This window comes from Klebsiella sp. JN_Kp127 (assembly GCF_040062505.1).
GTDB classification, from domain to species: domain Bacteria; phylum Pseudomonadota; class Gammaproteobacteria; order Enterobacterales; family Enterobacteriaceae; genus Klebsiella; species Klebsiella quasipneumoniae.
In genome coordinates this window covers 1-18,834 of sequence record NZ_JBEAHS010000010.1, presented here as the reverse complement: position 1 = coordinate 18,834, position 18,834 = coordinate 1, and the positions used below count along the sequence as shown (strand labels likewise).

The 18,834-nt window shown below is 61.6% G+C and carries 17 protein-coding genes; 2 read left to right on the top strand and 15 right to left on the bottom strand.

Going from position 1 to position 18,834, the window contains the following annotated elements:
• Positions 1-10: 10 nt before the first annotated feature.
• Positions 11-3,913 (bottom strand): ATP-dependent RNA helicase HrpA, encoded by a 3,903-nt coding sequence (gene hrpA / locus ABLV04_RS06680; RefSeq protein ID WP_180266305.1) that lies wholly within the window; start codon positions 3,911-3,913, stop codon positions 11-13.
• Positions 3,914-4,116: 203 nt separating this feature from the next.
• On the opposite strand from hrpA, the gene azoR reads away from it, so the two are divergent.
• Positions 4,117-4,722: an FMN-dependent NADH-azoreductase gene (gene azoR, locus ABLV04_RS06675; protein WP_002902889.1), complete on the top strand. Its 606-nt coding sequence runs from the start codon at positions 4,117-4,119 to the stop codon at positions 4,720-4,722.
• Between the two features lie 36 nt (positions 4,723-4,758).
• Here the strand turns inward: azoR and ABLV04_RS06670 are convergent, their stop codons facing one another.
• The 14 genes from ABLV04_RS06670 to paaA form a co-directional block, all read right to left on the bottom strand.
• On the bottom strand, positions 4,759-5,166 hold the full coding sequence (locus ABLV04_RS06670) for a GFA family protein (RefSeq protein WP_023289463.1): 408 nt from the start codon (positions 5,164-5,166) through the stop codon (positions 4,759-4,761).
• 11 nt (positions 5,167-5,177) lie between these two features.
• Positions 5,178-5,774: a phenylacetic acid degradation protein PaaY gene (gene paaY, locus ABLV04_RS06665; protein ID WP_023289462.1), complete on the bottom strand. Its 597-nt coding sequence runs from the start codon at positions 5,772-5,774 to the stop codon at positions 5,178-5,180.
• Positions 5,775-5,783: 9 nt separating this feature from the next.
• A complete protein-coding gene (gene paaX, locus ABLV04_RS06660) occupies positions 5,784-6,710 on the bottom strand; it encodes a phenylacetic acid degradation operon negative regulatory protein PaaX (RefSeq protein ID WP_180266306.1) in 927 nt (308 codons plus the stop codon).
• 99 nt (positions 6,711-6,809) lie between these two features.
• A complete protein-coding gene (gene paaK, locus ABLV04_RS06655) occupies positions 6,810-8,126 on the bottom strand; it encodes a phenylacetate--CoA ligase PaaK (protein WP_023289460.1) in 1,317 nt (438 codons plus the stop codon).
• A 26-nt stretch (positions 8,127-8,152) separates the two neighbouring features.
• Positions 8,153-9,358, bottom strand: a complete 1,206-nt coding sequence (gene pcaF, locus ABLV04_RS06650) for a 3-oxoadipyl-CoA thiolase (RefSeq protein ID WP_044522629.1) — start codon at positions 9,356-9,358, stop codon at positions 8,153-8,155.
• Positions 9,358-9,780, bottom strand: a complete 423-nt coding sequence (gene paaI / locus ABLV04_RS06645) for a hydroxyphenylacetyl-CoA thioesterase PaaI (RefSeq protein ID WP_023289458.1) — start codon at positions 9,778-9,780, stop codon at positions 9,358-9,360. Before paaI ends, pcaF begins: the two co-directional genes overlap by 1 nt.
• Positions 9,770-11,194: a 3-hydroxyacyl-CoA dehydrogenase gene (locus ABLV04_RS06640; protein ID WP_180266307.1), complete on the bottom strand. Its 1,425-nt coding sequence runs from the start codon at positions 11,192-11,194 to the stop codon at positions 9,770-9,772. Before ABLV04_RS06640 ends, paaI begins: the two co-directional genes overlap by 11 nt.
• Positions 11,195-11,983 (bottom strand): 2-(1,2-epoxy-1,2-dihydrophenyl)acetyl-CoA isomerase PaaG, encoded by a 789-nt coding sequence (gene paaG / locus ABLV04_RS06635; protein WP_050534152.1) that lies wholly within the window; start codon positions 11,981-11,983, stop codon positions 11,195-11,197.
• Between the two features lie 2 nt (positions 11,984-11,985).
• Positions 11,986-12,753, bottom strand: a complete 768-nt coding sequence (paaF, locus tag ABLV04_RS06630; RefSeq protein WP_049013331.1) for a 2,3-dehydroadipyl-CoA hydratase PaaF — start codon at positions 12,751-12,753, stop codon at positions 11,986-11,988.
• Positions 12,750-13,820, bottom strand: coding sequence for a 1,2-phenylacetyl-CoA epoxidase subunit PaaE (paaE, locus tag ABLV04_RS06625; protein ID WP_044522626.1), 1,071 nt, complete (start codon positions 13,818-13,820; stop codon positions 12,750-12,752). The genes paaF and paaE overlap by 4 nt, the downstream gene beginning before the upstream one ends.
• Before the next feature lie 7 nt (positions 13,821-13,827).
• Complete coding sequence (gene paaD, locus ABLV04_RS06620) at positions 13,828-14,325, bottom strand: 1,2-phenylacetyl-CoA epoxidase subunit PaaD (RefSeq protein ID WP_023289453.1); 498 nt, start codon at positions 14,323-14,325, stop codon at positions 13,828-13,830.
• Between the two features lie 11 nt (positions 14,326-14,336).
• On the bottom strand, positions 14,337-15,092 hold the full coding sequence (paaC, locus tag ABLV04_RS06615) for a 1,2-phenylacetyl-CoA epoxidase subunit PaaC (RefSeq protein ID WP_110211258.1): 756 nt from the start codon (positions 15,090-15,092) through the stop codon (positions 14,337-14,339).
• Between the two features lie 7 nt (positions 15,093-15,099).
• The gene (paaB, locus tag ABLV04_RS06610; RefSeq protein ID WP_023289451.1) at positions 15,100-15,387 is read right to left on the bottom strand and encodes a 1,2-phenylacetyl-CoA epoxidase subunit PaaB; all 288 of its coding nucleotides are present in this window, start codon (positions 15,385-15,387) and stop codon (positions 15,100-15,102) included.
• An 11-nt stretch (positions 15,388-15,398) separates the two neighbouring features.
• On the bottom strand, positions 15,399-16,328 hold the full coding sequence (gene paaA / locus ABLV04_RS06605) for a 1,2-phenylacetyl-CoA epoxidase subunit PaaA (RefSeq protein WP_032452647.1): 930 nt from the start codon (positions 16,326-16,328) through the stop codon (positions 15,399-15,401).
• Positions 16,329-16,614: 286 nt separating this feature from the next.
• On the opposite strand from paaA, the gene paaZ reads away from it, so the two are divergent.
• The gene (gene paaZ, locus ABLV04_RS06600; RefSeq protein ID WP_180266308.1) at positions 16,615-18,660 is read left to right on the top strand and encodes a phenylacetic acid degradation bifunctional protein PaaZ; all 2,046 of its coding nucleotides are present in this window, start codon (positions 16,615-16,617) and stop codon (positions 18,658-18,660) included.
• The last annotated feature ends 174 nt before the right edge of the window (positions 18,661-18,834 follow it).

The following is an 18,834-nucleotide window of genomic DNA, read 5'->3' as shown; positions in this document are numbered from 1 at the left end:
ACCGGCCAGGTTACGGCGTAATCTGCTCCATCGCCTGTAGCACGCGTTTGTCCGAGATGGGGTACGGGGTCCCCAGCTGCTGGGCGAAGAAGCTCACCCGCAGCTCTTCGATCATCCAGCGGATCTCCCGGACATCGTCGTCCTCACGGCGGTTCGGCGGCAGCTTATTCAGCCACTGCTGCCACGCCTGCTGCACGCTCTCGATTTTCAGCATCTGAGCGCGGTCGCGGTGCGGATCGATAGCCATCTTCTCCAGACGCTTTTCAATCGCCTGCAGATAGCGCAGCGTATCGCCAAGACGACGGAAGCCATTGCCGGTGACAAAGCCGCGGTAAACCAGCCCCGCCATCTGCGCTTTGATGTCCGACAGCCCCAGCGCCATGGTCATATCCACCCGGCCTTTCAGCCGTTTGTTGATATTGAACACCGCGGTGAGGATCTGCTCGACCTGTTTGGCGATCTCCACGACCGTCTCGTTGAGCTCGGCGCGAACTTTATCATGCAGCTGGCTAAAGCCCTCTTCCGTCCACACCGGCCCGCCCGCCTCGTCGATAAGCTTATCAACGCCGCAGGAGATGCAGTCGTCAATCAGATCCAGCACTTTGCCGTACGGGTTAAAATAGAGCCCGAGCTTGGCTTTGTTCGGCAGCTTCTCGTGCAGATACTTAATCGGCGACGGAATGTTAAGCAGCAGCAGGCGACGCAGACCGCGCCACATGGCCTGCTGCTGTTCCTGTGGATTATCAAACAGCTTGATGGCCACGCTGTCGCGCTCGTCCACCAGCGCCGGCCAGGCTTTCACCTTATAGTTGCCGCGCTTCTGTTCGTAACTCTCCGCCAGGGTACCAAAGCTCCAGATATGCAGCCCGCTCTGCTCGATGCCGTCATCAGCGACCGCCGACAGCGTCTCCTGAACTTTGCCCTTCAGCGCCTCTTTCAGCGCCTGCAGCGAGCGCCCTTCCTGCAGCTTCTTGTTTTTATCATCCACCACCCGGAAAGTGATTTTCAGGTGATCGGGCACCTGATCCCACTGCCAGGCTTCGCGGTCGATGGTCACGCCGGTCATCCGCCGCAGTTCGCGCTCGAGGGAGTCGAGCAGCGGCAGCTCGAGCGGCGTCGCCCGGCCAAGAAACGCTTCCGCATAGTTGGGCGCCGGGACGAAATTGCGCCGCACCGGCTTCGGCAGCGATTTTATCAGGGCGATAATCAGCTCCCGGCGCAGACCCGGGATCTGCCATTCAAACCCGGCCTCCTCCACCTGATTAAGCAGCGGTAGCGGAATATGCACCGTCACGCCGTCGGCGTCGGCGCCCGGCTCGAACTGATAGGTCAGACGCAGCTTCAGATTGCCCTGGTGCCAGAAGTTCGGATAGTCCAGTTTGCTGACCTGCTCCGCCCCTTCCTTAATCAGCATGCTCTTCTCAAAGTTGAGCAGATCCGGGGTGTCGCGGCTGGCCTGCTTCCACCAGGCGTCAAAATGCCGGGCGGAGATGACGTCGTGGCTGATGCGCTGGTCGTAGAATTCGAACAGGGTCTCGTCATCCACCAGAATGTCGCGGCGGCGCGACTTATGCTCCAGCTCTTCGATTTCCGCGCGCAGCTTCAGGTTCTCCCGGAAGAAGGCGTGGCGCGTTTGCCAGTCACCCTCCACCAGCGCGTGGCGGATAAACAGCTCGCGGCACAGCGCCGGATCGATCTGGCTGTAGTTGACCTTACGCGCGCCAACGATCGGCAGGCCATAGACGGTGACCTTTTCCGTCGCCATCACCGCGCCCTGCGCCCGCTCCCAGTGCGGCTCACTGTATGAGCGTTTGATCAGGTGCTGCGCGACCGGCTCCACCCACTCCGGCTCAATGCGGGCGGCAATGCGGCCCCACAGGCGGCTGGTTTCCACCAGTTCCGCCACCATCGTCCACTTCGGCGGCTTTTTAAACAGACCGGACCCCGGGAAGATGGAGAAGCGGGCGTTACGCGCGCCGGTAAACTCCTGTTTATCGGCATCCTTCATGCCGATGTGCGACAGCAGACCGGTCAGCAGCGCAGTATGGATCTCGCGGTATTCCGCCGGTTCGCTGTTGATCGGCAGGCCAAGCTCTTTCACCACCTGACGCAGCTGGGTGTAGATATCCTGCCACTCGCGCACGCGCAGATAGTTCAGAAAATCGACCCGGCACTGGCGGCGGAACTGATTCGACGACAGCGCCTTCTGCTGCTCGCCGAGGTAGTTCCACAGATTGACGAAGGCGAGGAAATCAGACTCTTTATCGTGAAAGCGGCGGTGCTTCTCGTCGGAGGCCTGCTGCTTATCCATCGGCCGCTCGCGCGGATCCTGAATCGACAGCGCGGAGGTGATGATCATCGCTTCCCGCACGCAGCCGTGCTTCTGCGCCTCCAGCACCATCCGCGCCAGGCGCGGGTCCACCGGCAGCTGGCTGAGCTGGCGGCCCATCGGCGTTAACTTATAGGCGGAGGCCTGCTCATCGGTGGTGATCGCGCCCAGCTCTTCCAGCAGGCGCACGCCGTCCTGAATGTTGCGCTTATCCGGCGCTTCAACGAACGGGAAGGCGGCGATATCGCCTAAGCCCAGGGCGGTCATCTGCAGGATGACCGACGCCAGGTTGGTGCGCAGAATTTCCGGGTCGGTAAATTCCGGGCGCGACAGGAAATCGTCTTCTGAATAAAGACGAATACAGATCCCTTCCGAGACGCGGCCGCAGCGGCCTTTACGCTGGTTGGCGGAGGCCTGGGAAACCGGCTCAATCGGCAGGCGCTGCACCTTGGTGCGGTAGCTGTAGCGGCTGATACGCGCGGTACCGGGATCGATAACGTACTTGATGCCCGGCACGGTCAGCGAGGTTTCCGCCACGTTGGTCGCCAGCACGATGCGCCGTCCGCTGTGCGGCTGGAAGACGCGGTTTTGCTCGCTGTTGGATAAGCGGGCGTACAGCGGCAGCACTTCGGTATGGCGCAGATCCAGCTTATTCAGCGCATCGGCGGTATCGCGAATCTCCCGCTCGCCGCTCATAAAGATCAGAATATCCCCAGGCCCTTCGCGCCCCAGCTCGTCGACGGCATCAAAGATCGCCTGCAGCTGATCGCGCTCGGTATCGTCCGCCTCTTCCACTATCGGCCGGTAGCGCACTTCCACCGGGTAAGTCCGCCCGGAGACTTCGATAATCGGCGCATTATTGAAATGCTTTGAGAAACGTCCCGGGTCGATAGTCGCCGAGGTGATGATGATTTTCAGGTCAGGACGGCGCGGCAGCAGCTCTTTCAGATAGCCGAGCAGGAAGTCGATGTTCAGGCTGCGCTCGTGCGCTTCATCGATAATGATGGTGTCATACTGCATCAGCAGGCGATCCTGCTGGATCTCCGCCAGCAGAATACCGTCGGTCATCAGCTTGACCATGGTGTTGTCGCTGACGTGATCGCTAAAGCGGACCTTATAGCCGATACAACCGCCCGGCTCCGTTTGCAGCTCCTCGGCGATACGGTTGGCGACGGTTCGCGCGGCGAGACGACGCGGCTGGGTATGGCCGATCAGCCCTTTTAGCCCGCGGCCCAGCTCCATGCAGATTTTTGGCAGCTGGGTGGTTTTACCCGAACCGGTCTCCCCGGCGACAATCACCACCTGGTGATCGCGTACCGCCTCGAGAATTTCTTGTTTTTTCTGGCTAACCGGCAGGTTTTCCGGATAGGTGATGGCCGGTCGCGCCGCTTCGCGCAGCAGGACTTTACCGGCTGCCTGGCTTATCTCCTGCGCCATCTCCTGGAGGATGGCCTGTTGCGATTCAGGATTTTTAACCTTCTTCACGCCGTGCAGACGGCGGGCAAAGCGCGTTTTGTCGCGCAGCATCAGGCCGTCGAGCTGTTGATAAAGCTGGGGGAAGGTGATTTTTTGTTGTTCTGTCATAGCGTTATCGGGCAGAGCTCTGCCGGGAAAATCTCTTTTGAAGTATTGCCTTAGAGTACCACATCTGTGTCATCCGTGCCTTGTTCAAAAAATCTGAACATAGGATTCGATATATTGCGCTATCTCTGTGGCGCGATTGTGAATACAGTGTCATCAAGCACCAGGGCACTGGCCCGTCAATCACATTAAAAAAGGAAACACCCATGAGCAAAGTATTAGTTCTGAAATCCAGTATTCTGGCAGGGTACTCACAATCTGGTCAGCTTTCCGACTATTTTGTTGAACAATGGCAGGAAAAACACCCGGGCGACGAGATCACCGTGCGTGACCTGGCCGCTAATCCGATCCCGGTTCTGGATGGTGAACTGGTTGGCGCCCTGCGTCCGAGCGACGCGCCGCTGACGCCGCGTCAGCAGGAAGCGCTGGCCCTTTCCGACGAGCTGATCGCCGAACTGAAAGGCAATGATGTGATTGTTATCGCTGCGCCGATGTACAACTTCAACATTCCGACGCAGTTGAAAAACTATTTTGACCTGGTGGCTCGCGCCGGCGTGACCTTCCGCTACACCGAGAAAGGGCCGGAAGGTCTGGTGACCGGTAAACGCGCGGTCGTCGTGACCAGCCGCGGCGGTATCCATAAAGATACCCCGACCGACCTGGTCACCCCGTACCTGTCCACCTTCCTCGGCTTTATCGGCATCACCGACGTGAACTTCGTGTTCGCCGAAGGTATCGCTTACGGCCCGGAAGTCGCGGCCAAAGCGCAGTCTGACGCGAAAGCGGCCATCGACAGCGTGGTTGCAGCCTAATATTTCACTCCTCTCGCTTCTTGCGGGAGGAGTGTTTTACTTTTTCTCGTAGCGCAAATACCCCACCACGCCTCCGCCGCCATCGTTTGGATGATTCACCCCGTCGTTGACCTCCACGCAGGAAAAATCGAAAGGCGAAACGCCATCAATGCAGGCCACATTCACCCCATACTCCTGTGGGTTTGAACGCCGTTGATGAAAGGTGTAGATCCCGCATACCGAGCAGAAAAAGTGCACGGCTTCCCCTGTATTAAAGCGATACTCGGTGAGCTTATCCCTTCCGCGTACCACCTCTATGCCTGAACGCGGCGAAGAGACCGCGACCGCCCCGCGCATTCGACAATATGAGCAGTTACAGCGCCGAGCGGTATTGAAGCCGTCGCTGAGTTCAACGGTAAACGCCACCGCACCGCAGTGACAGTGAGCGGATAATTTCTCTGCCATATATTTCCCCCTCAGGTTGAGGATTTTGGCCGCAGGTTTTCATCAAACTCCAGCCGCTTACGCCCCTCTTCCACTTCCCGTAATGGCTCAACCTGATGCAGCGTCTGCTTACAGCGTTCCACCAGCACCTGGTATTCACGGGTGCCATGCTTTTTCCACGCCAGCTCCTGTTCGCTCAGGACGCGAATCGCTTTTGCCGGGCTGCCGATGATCAGATGGTTGGCGGGCATCTCGGCGTTGGCTTTGACAAAGGCCGAGGCGCCGACAATGCTGTTTTCGCCGATGGTCGCCCCGTCGATAATCACCGCGCTCATCCCCACCAGCGCGTTGCGGCCAATCACGCAGCCGTGCAGAATAGCGCCGTGGCCGATATGTCCGTCCTCTTCCACCACCGTATCCTGGCCGGGGAAGCCGTGCATCACGCAGTTGTCCTGAATATTGGCCCCGTCTTTGACCACGATGCGGCCAAAATCGCCGCGCAGGCTGGCGTTAGGCCCAACATAGACCCCTTTGCCGAGGATCACGTCGCCAATCAACACCGCGGTCGGGTGGACGTAACTCTCCTCCGGCACCACCGGGGTCAGTCCATCAATCTGATAAATCGGCATGCAACCTCCTTATGCGCCCGGCAAACCGCCAAAGCGCTGATAATAGAGCGGGCCCGGCGCGGGAAGCTCGCCGACCGAGCTTTCACCTTTCTCGCTGACGAACGCCAGCGCGCCGGGACTCACCCGTTGGTAAATATTGATACACAGCTGGCGGGCGGTTTGCCCCGCCCAGTGCGCCGGCAGCAGCTCTTCCGGCAGCAGCGGATCTTTGAGCACCACCCGGCGATAGAAATGAATCAGCAGGAGCTGGATCTGAAAGCTGCGTTCCGGCGTTAACTCCGCGGGGTCGCAGTCGCGCAGCAGCGGCAGTAACGGCCGGAATAACGAGATAAAAGCCTCATACATCTCGTTTTGTTCGGTGAGATGCCAGCATTCCTCCACCCGGCTGCGCAGCGCCGCCCGGGAGAGCGCCAGCGGCGAGTGGGCTTCAAAACAGATGACGTTTTCGGCGACCCCCGCTTCATGGAGCAGCGACTGGACATCCGCCAGCTTTTGCGACGGCGAGGCTAACAGGCTCGGCGCCAGCGCGCCAAACCCCTGCCACAGCAGCTGCTTTTTGACGTCGGCCAGCACATTTTTCTCCAGGCCTTCCGAAAGCAGCAGCAGCCAGGTGCCGTCCCATTCCGGAGCGTTCGCGCGATAAATTTTATGTTCCGCGCGTCGGGTCAGGCGCAGCCCTTTATCGCTCAGACGATAGAAGCTGCGGCGGCCGATACGGACGACATTGAGCCACTCCTCTTTATTGAGGCGAAACAGCGCGGTGCGGACGAAACGCTCGCCGAAGCCTAATCCTTCCAGCAGCGCCGCGACGCTGCCCAGCCACACTTCCCCACCGCGTTGTAATAAGGCGTCGCCATACAGCGAGGCGATTAATGATGTGCCGCTGATCGGCGTCGCCGTCACCGCTTGTTGAATAAAGGCGTCGAGTTTACTCATCTGATTCATTCTGTTGTTATATTTTTCCTTTATGAATCATAGCACAGGAAATTCCCGGCCTACGGCGTAAAGGCCTCAGCCGGGTTATCGGGGTGAGAATTAACCGCTGACCACCGCTTTACGCAGGTCGAATACGCGACAGGCTTTGCCTTCAGAGCGCGGAATGCTGCCGCAGTTGACGATGGTGATATCGGTGGAGATCCCGACCATCGACTTAATGCGGTGGCGCAGCTGGTGACAAATCTGGCAGCGCTGCTCGTGACTCAGCGCCAGCCCGCTCTCTTTCAGCTCCACGCGCACTGCCAGCGAATCGAGATGGCCGCGGCGATTCACCTCCAGCTGGTAGTGCGGCGCCAGGTGTTCAAACTTAAGGATCTCTTCTTCCAGCTGCGACGGGAAGACGTTAACCCCGCGGATGATCAGCATATCGTCGCTGCGTCCGCTGATGCGGTCCATACGGCGCATGGTGCGCGCAGTGCCCGGCAGCAGGCGCGTCAGATCGCGGGTACGGTAGCGGATCACCGGCAGCGCCTCTTTAGTCAGCGTGGTGAACAGCAGTTCGCCGTGTTCGCCATCGGCCAGCGGCGTGCCGTCGTCCGGGTTAACGATTTCCGGGAAGAAGTGGTCTTCCCAGATGGTCGGGCCGTCAACGGTTTCCAGACACTCCATCGCCACCCCCGGGCCCATCACCTCTGACAGACCGTAAATATCCAGGGCGGTGATCCCCAGCCGGCGCTCGATCTCCGCGCGCATCGCCAGGGTCCACGGCTCGGCGCCAAAGACGCCGACGCGTAATGAACAGCCGCGGGCATCGCCGGCCATCTGGCGCTCCAGCTCTTCAATCAGATTCAGACAGTATGACGGCGTCACCATGATCATATCCGGCTGGAAATCGCGGATCAGCTGCGCCTGTTTTTCGGTCTGTCCGCCGGACATCGGGATCACCGTCGCGCCTAAGCGTTCCGCGCCGTAGTGCGCGCCAAGGCCGCCGGTAAACAGGCCGTAGCCGTAGGCGACGTGAATTTTATCTTTCGCCGTGCCGCCGGCGGCGCGCAGCGAACGGGCGACGATATTGGCCCAGTTATCAATATCGTTTTGCGTATAACCCACCACCGTCGGTTTGCCGGTGGTGCCGGATGAGGCATGAATGCGCACCACCTGCTCCATCGGCACCGCGAAGGTATCGAAGGGATAGTTGTCGCGCAGATCCTGTTTGGTGGTGCACGGGAATTTGGTCAGGTCGCTCAGTTCGCGGAAGTCGTCAGGGTGCACGCCTGCGGCGTCGAATTTACGACGATACATTGGCACATTGTTATACGCATGATTCAGCGTCCACTTCAGACGCTGGGTTTGCAGGGCCTGCAGCTCATCACGCGAGGCGGTTTCAATCGGATCTAATTTTGTAGTAGTTATCATTGTAGGGTACTCGCAGGTAAATTAGCTCACACTCGCTCGAGGATCATGGCGATGCCCTGACCCACGCCAATACACATCGTACACAACGCATAGCGCCCGCCGCGGCGCTGCAGCTCAAGGCTGGCGCTCAGCGCCAGACGCGCGCCGCTCATGCCCAGCGGATGGCCTAAAGCGATGGCGCCGCCGTTGGGATTCACATGCGCCGCATCGTCCGGCACGCCGAGCTGTCTGAGCACCCCCAGCGCCTGGGCGGCGAAGGCCTCATTCAGCTCAATCAGATCCATATCGTTAATATTGAGCCCCGCCCGCTCCAGCACTTTACGCACCGCCGGTACCGGCCCCAGCCCCATCAGGCGCGGCTCGACGCCCGCCGTCGCCATCGCCACGATCCGCGCCCGCGGCGTGAGCCCCTGGCTAGCGGCCTGCTGTTCGCTGGCGATGATCAGCGCCGCGGCGCCGTCGTTGACGCCGGAAGCATTGCCCGCGGTAATGACGCCGCCTTGACGGAACGGCGCTTTCAGTTGCGCCAGCTGCTCAAGCGTGGTTTCCGGTCGCGGATGCTCGTCCTCGCGCACGTCGCTAAGCGCCCCTTTCCGGCCGACAACCTGCACCGGCACGATCTCCTGCGCCAGAATGCCGTCGCGCTGGGCCTGCGCCGTGCGCTGCTGGCTGCGCCAGGCGAAAGCATCCTGATCGGCGCGGCTGATATTTAACAATTCGGCTACATTCTCGGCGGTTTCCGGCATGCTGTCAGTTCCGAAGTGTTGCGCCATGAGCGGGTTCACAAAACGCCAGCCAATGGTGGTGTCGAACAGCTCCGCCTGACGCTGATACGGCGCGCTGGCCTTCCCCATCACAAACGGCGCGCGCGACATCGACTCCACGCCGCCGGCGATCAGCAGATCGGCATCGCCGGCTTTGATCGCCCGGGCGGCAAAACCGACGGCGTCCAGCCCGGAGCCGCACAGGCGGTTGAGGGTGGTACCCGGCACGGTGTGCGGGTAGCCGGCCAGCAGCGTCGCCATATGCGCCACATTACGGTTATCTTCGCCCGCCTGATTCGCGCAGCCGTAAATCACATCATCGATCGCTGTCGGGTCAAGCCGGGGGTTGCGGCTCAGCAGCGCACGCAGCGGGATCGCCGCCAGGTCGTCGGCGCGCACGCTGGCCAGCGCGCCGCCGTAGCGGCCAATCGGCGTGCGGATCCCGTCACAAATAAAGGCCTCGCGCATTACACTTCTCCTGTGATTGTGCCGCCGATGCGGTGCGATTTGCCGCGAAAGAGGGCCACAATTTTTTGCTGTTGATTAACAATTTCAATGTCGTAGACCCCGGTCAGCTTGCCCTGCTGTTTGACTCTGGCGGTGGCGACCAGCCGGTCGCCGGCAAACGCCGGGCGGAGAAAATCAATGCTGGCCGCCGAAGCCACCGCCGCCAGCCCCTGGCTGTTACAGGCGTAGGCGAAAGCGGTATCGGCAAGGGTAAATAGCTGACCGCCGTGGCAGGTTTGATGGCCGTTAAGCATGTCCGGCGAGACGGTCATGGTCATCTGCGCAAAACCGTCGTCCATCTCGATGAGTTCGATCCCCATCGTTCTGGCGCAGGTATCTTTTTCGTACATCGCGCGCGCGTTGCGCCAGGCGTCATTGCTCATGGTGCTTCTCCATCAGCGCCTTCTGGCGCAACAGGGAGCCGGGGCGATAGCGCTCCTCGCCATAATGGTGGTGTAGGTTCTCCAGCAGGCGCAGCACGCGGCGCCAGCCGAGGCTGTCCCCCCACGCCAGCGGGCCCTGCGGGTAATTGACGCCCAGACGCATGGCGGTATCGATATCCTGTGCGCTGGCCACCCCTTTCTGTAGTGCATCCAGCGCTTCGTTAATCAGCATCGCCACCGTGCGCCACACCAGCAGGCCGGGATAATCGGCGATACGCAGCACGTTCTTGCCCTGCTGCTGGAAGTAGTGCACCGCTTTGTCCGTCGCCGCCGGCGCGTTGGTCGCCGCTGCGGCCAGCACTACCGTATCGCTGGCGCACAGGTCATACACCACCACCGGACGGCGATGCTTAACGCTCAGCGCCAGGGCAGTCTCGCCTTCGGTCTCCAGCAACAGCAGCTCGTCCAGCTCAGTGACACTGTCACTTATAGTGATGACGGATTGAGCGCCATGGGCAACCGGCGGCAGCGCCGCCGCCGTCCTGACTTCCGCAGGCCAGCGATAGACGCCATGGCCGCTCTTTTTGCCCAGCCGCCCGGCCAGCGCTAGCTCTTGCTGGAGTAGCGATGGCAGGTAGCGGCGGTCCTGCCAGAAAGCGTTAAATACCGAGCAGGTCACGGCGAAGTTGACGTCCTGGCCAATCAGGTCCGTCAGCGCCAGGGGCCCCATCGGGAAACCGCCGCCGTCACGCAAAGCGGCATCGATGACCTCCGGGGCGGCCACCTGCTCCTCCAGCGCCCGCCAGGCTTCGGCGTAGAATGGACGCGCCACGCGATTAACGATAAAGCCGGGCGTCGAGCGGCAGCGCACCGGCCATTTCCCCCAGCCGCTCACGCACTGGCACAGCTGCTCCACCACTTCCGCAGACGTCGCCAGGCCGCTGACGACCTCCACCAGCTTCATGACCGGCGCCGGATTAAAGAAGTGCAGCCCGGCGACGCGTTCGGGATGCTTTACCCCGGCGGCGATGGCGGTAATCGAAATCGACGAGGTGTTGCTGGTGAGCAACGTTGACGGCGCGCAGATCGCCGCCAGCTGCGCGAACAGCGCCGTTTTTACCTCCAGGCGTTCAGAGGCCGCTTCGATCACTAAATCTGCGTCGGCCAGCGCGGCTAAATCGTGGGCCGGATGCAGGCGTGCCAGCAGCGCGTCGGCCTGCTCTGACGCCAGTTTGCCTCGCTCGACCCGTGAGGCGAGCCGCCTGGCAATACCCTCGATCGCCCGGGCGATGGCCTGATGATCGATGTCGTAAATCAGCACCGGATGCCCGGCGGCAGCCGCCACTTCGGCGATGCCGGCCCCCATGGTGCCGCTGCCGATCACCGCCACGTTGGCTATGGATGTCGTCATCATCTATTTCCCGCTGAACTGTGGTGGCCGTTTGGCCAGAAATGCGCTGACCCCTTCGCGGTAATCATCGCTGCGCCCGGCGAGGCGCTGATAATCGCGCTCCAGGTCCAGCTGCGCGTCGAGACCGTTGGTTTCCGCCGCCAGCAGCGCCTTTTTAATCAGCCCAAGACCCAACGTCGGCTGAGCCGCCAGATGGCGCGCCAGCTGCAGACTGGTGTCCGCCAGTTCGGCATCATCCACCAGCTGCCAGATCATCCCCCACTGCGCGGCCTGTTCCGCGCTGAGGCTATCGCCCAGCAGCGCCAGCCCCATGGCGCGCGCGCGGCCGGCCACCCGCGGCAGGAACCAGCTGCCGCCGCAGTCCGGCACCAGCCCGAGCTTGCTGAAGGCCATCACAAACTTGGCCGAACGCGCGGCCAGCACGATATCGCAGCCCAGCGCCAGGGTGGCCCCTGCGCCAGCGGCTACGCCGTTGACCGCGCAAATCACCGGTTTCGGCAGCGCCGCCAGACGACGCACTAACGGGTTGTAAAAGCGTTCCACCGACAGGCCGAGATCCGGCGGCGGGCCGCTGGGGTCGACGTTGCGGTCGTTCAAATCCTGGCCGGCGCAAAAGCCGCGGCCGGCGCCGGTGATCAGCAGGCAACGCACGCCGTCGTCGCGCTCGGCCTGCTTCAGGCATTCCGCCAGCTGTTGATGCATCAGGTCGTTAAAACTGTTGAGGCGGTCCGGGCGATTGAGGGTAATGGTCATGACGCCCTGTTCCACTGCGCTGAGAATGAAAGCTTCCACGATTAGCGTCCTTTAAAGTCCGGGGTACGTTTTTGTAAGAAGGCGTCGATGCCTTCGCGGCGGTCTTCGGTGGCGCTCAGCAGGGTGAACAGCTGGCGCTCCTGCTGGAGACCGGCCTGCAGGCTCACCTCCTGCGACAGGCGCAGCGACTGTTTCGCCGCCCGGAGCGCCAGCGGCGCGTGGCGGGCGATGGTGGTCGCCAGTTGCAGGGCATATTCATTGGTTAACGCCGCCGGATGGATATCGCTTACCAGTCCGGCCTGCTGCGCCTGACGGGCGTCAATACTCTCGCCGCTCAGCACCATCCGGCTGGCCAGCGCCTTGCCAACGCTGCGGATCAGCCGCTGGGTGCCGCCAGCGCCCGGCATGATGCCGAGGGTAATTTCCGGCAGGCCAAAGCGGGCGTTGTCCCCGGCGACAATCAGGTCGCACAGCAGGGCCAGCTCGCAGCCCGCGCCGAGGGCGTAACCGTTGACCGAGGCGATCAGCGGTTTGGGGAAGGCATCGATACGCGCCCACAGCCGCGGGCGGATATCATCCAGGGTCGCCGGGAGATCTTTCTCCGCCATCTCGTTCAGGTCGGCTCCGGCGGCAAAGAAGCGCGGATTGCCGCTGATGACGCAGACGCTGACGTTGTCATCAGCGGCCGCGGCCTCCAGCGCCTCGGCAATCCGGGTTAATAAGGCATTGTTCAGCGCGTTGCGGGCCTGCGGACGGTTGAGCGTCAGCTGCAGCACCCGGCCATGGCGGTGGATCATCAGCTCGCTCATGCCATCCCCCGCGCGTCAAAGTCGACCACCACGTCGCCGCTGGTGGGCAGCGCCTGGCAGCTCAGCACGTAACCCGCCGCCAGCTCATCCGCTTCGAGGCTATAGTTGGCGGCCATCGCCACTTCGCCGCGCAGCACTTTACATTTACAGGTGGCGCACACTCCGCCCTTGCAGGCAAACGGCAGGTCTGCCCCCTGGCGCAATGCGGCATCCAGAATGCTGTCGTCTTCGGCGCTGAGGGCGATCAGCCGATCGCGCCCGTCCTGGCGGATGGTTACCGTGCGCCCTTCCGCCTGCACCCCGGCGGCGCGCTTAACGCTGCCGCCCGGCGTATTGAAGCGTTCGAGATGAATGGCGTGCTCCGGCACACCGAGCTCGCGCAGGGTCGTTTCCGCCTCATCCATCATCGTCGCCGGGCCGCAGATAAAGGCCTCGTCGAAACGGCTGAAATCCAGCAGATGGTCCGCGAGCTGGCGCAGTTTGTCGCCATCGATGCGCCCCTGCAGCAGATCGCTGTCCATCGACTCCTGGCTGAACAGATGCACCACCTGCAGGCGCTGCGGATAGCGGTCTTTTAAATCGGCCAGCGCCTGGCGGAACATCATGCTGTGGCTGCTGCGGTTGCCGTAGATCAGCGTGAAGCGGCTGTGCGGCTCGGTGGCCAGGGTGGCGCTAACGATCGCCATCATCGGCGTGATCCCGGAGCCGGCGGCGATCGCCAGATAGTCGCCCTGCCGTCCGGCCTGCGGCTGATAGCCGAAATGCCCCTGCGGCACCATTACCTCCAGCTCCATCCCCTGCTGGATAGCGTGCTGGGCGAAGCGCGAGAAGCGCCCGCCGTCGATGGCTTTGACCGCGACGCTGATCTCTCCCGGCGTAGGGCTGCGGCAGATGGAGTAACAGCGGCGCAGCTCTTCACCGCCCAGCCGGGCTTTCAGCGTCAGATGCTGGCCCGGACGAAAGCAGTACTCCGCCTGCAGGGCTTGCGGAATCGCAAACGTAATGGTCACCGCATCGCGGGTTTCCGGCTCGACTCTCGCGACCTTAAGCGCATGGAACGTCGTCATGGCAACCTCAAATACATTTAAAGTAATCAAAGGGTTCCCGGCAGCTGTCGCAGCGATAGAGCGCTTTGCAGGCCGTGGAACCGAATTCGCTAATCAGCGAGGTGCGGGTGCTGCCGCAGCGCGGACAGCTCACCTCGGCGGGCATTTCCGCGTGGCAGGCGTGCCCCTGCGGCGGGCTGATGCCGTACTGGCGCAGGCGCTCGCGGGCCTCCTGGCTCATCCAGTCGGTGGTCCACGGCGGGTCCAGCTGCAGGACGATGTGGACCGGCAGATAACCATGCTCGCTCATCACCGCGCGGATCTCGCTCAGCAGATGCTCCGTCGCCGGGCACCCTGAATAAGTCGGGGTAAAGCCAATCACCCAGCCGTCGCCGTGGCGCGCGACGCTGCGCACCATGCCGAGATCGGTGATGGTGAGTACCGGCACTTCCGGATCCGGGATCGCGCTTAACACTCCCCAGATGGCGCGCACCTCGGCGGGAGCGATGTCATCTAAACGTTGCATCGTCCCCTCCCTTACCACTGCAGGCCGGGATGGGAACGCTGCAGATATTGCATCTCCGCCAGCAGCGGGCCGAGATGTTCACTGTGCAGCCCCTGTTTGCCGCCGCTGCGAAAGGTCGCTTCCTGCGGGACCGGTAAGCCTGAGTCAAGCAGCGCGGTATGCACGGTGCTTTGCCATTCGGCCTGAAGCTCGCGCGGATCAACCGCAATGCCCTGCCCGGCCAGGCTGAGCTCCAGGTCATCGGCAAGGAACAGTTCGCCGGTAAAGCGCCACAGATTGTCGACCGCCTGCTGCATTTTGCGATTTGAAACCTCGGTGCCGTGACCAAGACGCTCCAGCCAGCCGCGGCTGAAGCGCTGGTGGTAGCGCACCTCTTTCAGCCCTTTGGCGGCAATGGCCGCCAGCTGCGCGTCGCGGCTGTTCACCAGCCGGCTGTACAGGGCGACGTGCCAGACGTCGATAAAGAACTGGCGGGCGATGGTGTCGGCAAAATTGCCGTTCGGCTGCTCCACCAGCAGCAGGTTGCTGAACTGTCGCTCATCGCGGCCAAAGGCCAGGGTATCTTCATCGCCGCAGCCGTTAAGCTCGGCGGCATAGCTCAAAAAGTTGCGCGCCTGGCCAAGCAGATCGAGGCCGATATTGGCCAATGCGAGATCGATCTCCAGCTCCGGGGCATGGCCGCACCAGGCGCCTAAGCGCTGGGCCAGCACCAGGCCGTTGTCGCCAAGACGCAAAGCGTAGGTGGCTACAGGATTGGGGTTATTCATCGCCGCCTCACATGTGTTCCATGCCGTCCGGCACGGTATAGAAGGTCGGATGACGGTAGACTTTGCTTTCCGCCGGGTCGAAGAATTCGCCGCGCGCTTCCGGCTGCGAGGCGACGATTTCGCTGGCCTTCACCACCCAAATGGAGCAGCCTTCGCTGCGGCGGGTGTAGGCGTCGCGGGCGTTCTCCAGCGCCATTTGATCGTCGGCGGCATGCAGGCTGCCGACGTGACGATGGGAAAGCCCCTGTTTGCTGCGAACGAACACTTCATATAACGGCCAGTAAACTTTGCTCATGTTGTCTCTCCTTATGCCGCGCTGCGGGCCTGCTGTTTTTGCGCATGGGCCAGCGCGGCTTCGCGAACCCACTCGCCCTCTTCCCAGGCCTTACGCTTGGCGGCCAGCCGCTCGTGGTTGCACACGCCACGGCCGCTAATCACCTCGTTAAACTCCTGCCAGTCGATCTCGCCGAAGCGGTAGTGGCCGCTGGCTTCATCAAAGTGCAACTCCGGGTCCGGGACGGTCATGCCGAGGATCTCCACCTGCGGCACGGTGTTGTCGACGAAGCGTTGACGCAGCTCGTCGTTGGAGTGCAGTTTGATTTTCCACGCCATGCTGCGGGCGCTGTTCGGCGAGTTGTCGTCGTTGGGGCCAAACATCATCAGCGCCGGCCACCAGAAGCGGTTAATGGCGTCCTGCAGCATCTGCCGCTGAGCGTCATTACCCTGCGCCAGCGCCATGCAGGCTTCGAATCCCTGGCGCTGGTGAAAGCTCTCTTCTTTGCAGATTTTGACCATCGCCCGGGCATAGGGGCCGTAGGACGTCCGGCACAGCGCCACCTGGTTGACGATGGCCGCGCCATCGACCAGCCAGCCGATCACGCCGATATCGGCCCAGCTCAGCGTCGGGTAGTTAAAAATGGAGGAGTATTTCATCTGCCCGTCGAGCATCTTCTGATACAGATCTTCCCGCGCGCAGCCAAGAGTTTCCGCGGCGCTATAGAGATACAGCCCGTGGCCGGCCTCATCCTGCACTTTAGCCAGCAGGATCGCTTTGCGGCGCAGAGTGGGCGCCCGGGTGATCCAGTTGCCTTCCGGCAGCATGCCGACGATTTCCGAGTGCGCATGCTGACCAATCTGACGGATCAGGGTTTTACGATAGGCATCCGGCATCCAGTCCTGCGGTTCGATGGCCGTTTCCTGCGCGATGCGCTGGTCAAAGCGTTGTTCTTCTGTCACGTCATCACCTTTATGATTCCGATATTCACACAACAATCGTTTATGTGAATCACTTTGTTTGTTGAAGGTTACATATTGGTTAAAGAAAACCACAAATTTTGTTTGCTCTTTTTGTGATAGCCTCCGCAAAACCTTTTGTAAACCACAACAAATACAGTTAATTAGGCCGAAAACATAACGTCATCGCGATCACAATGTTAATAATTTATTAAATACGTGCTTGCATTTTATGATTCATAAAAGAACTATTTATAGACATTCCACGTAACATATTTGGAGATTCGCGATGCAGCAGTTAGCCAGCTACTTATCCGGCGCCTGGCAGACCGGCCGGGGCCGCGCCCGTACTATCCATCACGCCATCACCGGCGCGGCGCTGTGGGAGGTGACCAGCGAAGGCCTGGATATGGCGCAGGCGCGCCGCTTCGCAATTGAGCGCGGCGGTCAGGCTCTGCAAGCCATGACCTTTATTGAACGCAGCGCGATGTTAAAAGCGGTAGCGAAACATCTGCTGGAGCAGAAAGACCAGTTCTACGCGATTTCCGCGCAAACCGGCGCCACCCGCGCCGACAGCTGGGTGGATATCGAAGGCGGCATCGGCACCCTTTTCACCTATGCCGGGCTCGGTAGTCGCGAACTGCCGGACGATATCCTGTGGCCGGAAGACGAGCTGATCCCGCTCTCTAAACAGGGCGGTTTTGCCGCGCGTCACGTGCTGACCTCAAAATCAGGCGTCGCTGTGCATATCAACGCCTTCAACTTCCCCTGCTGGGGAATGCTGGAAAAACTGGCCCCCACCTGGCTGGCCGGCATGCCGGCGATCGTTAAACCGGCCACCGCCACCGCCCAGCTCACCCAGGCCATGGTGAAGGCGATTGTCGACAGCGGCCTGGTGCCGGAAGGCGCCATCAGCCTGATTTGCGGCGGCGCGGGCGATCTGCTCGACCATCTCGACAGCCAGGACGTGGTGACCTTTACCGGCTCAGCCGCCACCGGCCAGCAGCTGCGGTCGCACCCCAACCTGGTGGCCAAATCGATTCCCTTTACCATGGAAGCGGATTCGCTCAACTGCTGTGTGTTAGGCGAAGACGTCAAGCCGGAGCAGCCGGAGTTCGCGCTGTTTATCCGGGAAGTGGTCCGCGAGATGACGGCGAAAGCCGGGCAAAAATGTACCGCTATCCGCCGCATCATCGTCCCGTTGGCGCAGATCAATGCGGTTAGCGATGCGCTGATCGCCCGCCTGCATAAAGTGACCGTCGGCGACCCGGCGCAGGGAGGGATTAAGATGGGGGCGCTGGTTAATCACGAGCAGCGTCAGGACGTTCAGGAAAGCGTCAATAAACTGATTGCCGCCGGCTGCGAAGCGCTGCTTGGCGGACAGGCGGACCTCAGCGCGGCCGGGGCCTTTTTCCCGCCGACGCTGCTCTACTGCGCGCAGCCGGATGAAACCCCGGCGGTTCACGCCATTGAAGCCTTTGGTCCGGTGGCGACCCTGATGCCCTACCAGGATCGCCAGCATGCCCTGGCGCTGGCTCGTGCCGGCGGCGGCAGCCTGGCGGGCACGCTGGTCACCGCCAGCGGCGAACTGGCGCGCGAGTTTATCCTCGGCGCCGCCCGCGCCCATGGCCGTATTCAGATACTGAACGAGGCGTCCTCGGTCGAGTCAACCGGCCACGGTTCGCCGCTGCCGCAGCTGGTGCACGGCGGCCCCGGCCGCGCCGGCGGCGGCGAAGAGCTCGGCGGACTGCGTTCGGTGAAACACTATATGCAGCGCACCGCCGTCCAGGGTAGCCCGACGATGCTGGCGACCATTGGCCAGCAGTGGGTGCGCGGCGCCCAGGTGAGCGAAGACCGCATTCATCCGTTCCGCAAATATTTCGAAGAGATCCAGCCCGGCGACAGTTTGCTGACCCCGCGGCGGACCCTGACCGAAGCGGATATCGTTAACTTCGCCAGTCTGAGCGGCGACCATTTCTACGCCCACATGGACAAAATCGCCGCCGCCGACTCGATTTTCGGCGAGCGCGTGGTCCACGGTTATTTCCTGATCTCCGCGGCGGCCGGTCTGTTCGTCGATGCCGGCGTCGGGCCGGTTATCGCCAACTACGGCATGGAAAACCTGCGCTTTATTGAACCGGTCAAGCCGGGAGACACCATCCAGGTGCGTCTGACCTGTAAGCGGAAAACCGTTAAACGTCAGCGTAGCGCCGAGGAGAAAGCTACCGGCGTGGTGGAATGGGCGGTGGAGATTTTCAACCAGCACCAGCAGGCGGTGGCGCTGTATTCCATTCTGACCCTGGTGGCGCGCCAGCAGGGGGATTTCCCGGCGTAATGGCGGAAAATTGACCGCTGGCGCTCTGTTGGCCGTTTCTTGAGCCATTGAGACTGCAAGCGGTTTGCAACGGTTTCGCCGCGGGAAGTCCTTTATGTTATCTGCGGCTTCAGCGTAGTTTGCGCGGGCCTACTGGCAGTCAGACCCGGACAGGTAGGCCGGGTAAGGCGCAGC

What these genes read in the sequence shown, in the direction of transcription:
- hrpA (WP_180266305.1), bottom strand. Translation starts at nt 3,913, where the DNA reads ATGACAGAACAACAAAAAATCACCTTCCCCCAGCTTTATCAACAGCTC.
- azoR (WP_002902889.1), top strand. Translation starts at nt 4,117, where the DNA reads ATGAGCAAAGTATTAGTTCTGAAATCCAGTATTCTGGCAGGGTACTCA.
- ABLV04_RS06670 (WP_023289463.1), bottom strand. Translation starts at nt 5,166, where the DNA reads ATGGCAGAGAAATTATCCGCTCACTGTCACTGCGGTGCGGTGGCGTTT.
- paaY (WP_023289462.1), bottom strand. Translation starts at nt 5,774, where the DNA reads ATGCCGATTTATCAGATTGATGGACTGACCCCGGTGGTGCCGGAGGAG.
- paaX (WP_180266306.1), bottom strand. Translation starts at nt 6,710, where the DNA reads ATGAGTAAACTCGACGCCTTTATTCAACAAGCGGTGACGGCGACGCCG.
- paaK (WP_023289460.1), bottom strand. Translation starts at nt 8,126, where the DNA reads ATGATAACTACTACAAAATTAGATCCGATTGAAACCGCCTCGCGTGAT.
- pcaF (WP_044522629.1), bottom strand. Translation starts at nt 9,358, where the DNA reads ATGCGCGAGGCCTTTATTTGTGACGGGATCCGCACGCCGATTGGCCGC.
- paaI (WP_023289458.1), bottom strand. Translation starts at nt 9,780, where the DNA reads ATGAGCAATGACGCCTGGCGCAACGCGCGCGCGATGTACGAAAAAGAT.
- ABLV04_RS06640 (WP_180266307.1), bottom strand. Translation starts at nt 11,194, where the DNA reads ATGATGACGACATCCATAGCCAACGTGGCGGTGATCGGCAGCGGCACC.
- paaF (WP_049013331.1), bottom strand. Translation starts at nt 12,753, where the DNA reads ATGAGCGAGCTGATGATCCACCGCCATGGCCGGGTGCTGCAGCTGACG.
- paaE (WP_044522626.1), bottom strand. Translation starts at nt 13,820, where the DNA reads ATGACGACGTTCCATGCGCTTAAGGTCGCGAGAGTCGAGCCGGAAACC.
- paaD (WP_023289453.1), bottom strand. Translation starts at nt 14,325, where the DNA reads ATGCAACGTTTAGATGACATCGCTCCCGCCGAGGTGCGCGCCATCTGG.
- paaC (WP_110211258.1), bottom strand. Translation starts at nt 15,092, where the DNA reads ATGAATAACCCCAATCCTGTAGCCACCTACGCTTTGCGTCTTGGCGAC.
- paaB (WP_023289451.1), bottom strand. Translation starts at nt 15,387, where the DNA reads ATGAGCAAAGTTTACTGGCCGTTATATGAAGTGTTCGTTCGCAGCAAA.
- paaZ (WP_180266308.1), top strand. Translation starts at nt 16,615, where the DNA reads ATGCAGCAGTTAGCCAGCTACTTATCCGGCGCCTGGCAGACCGGCCGG.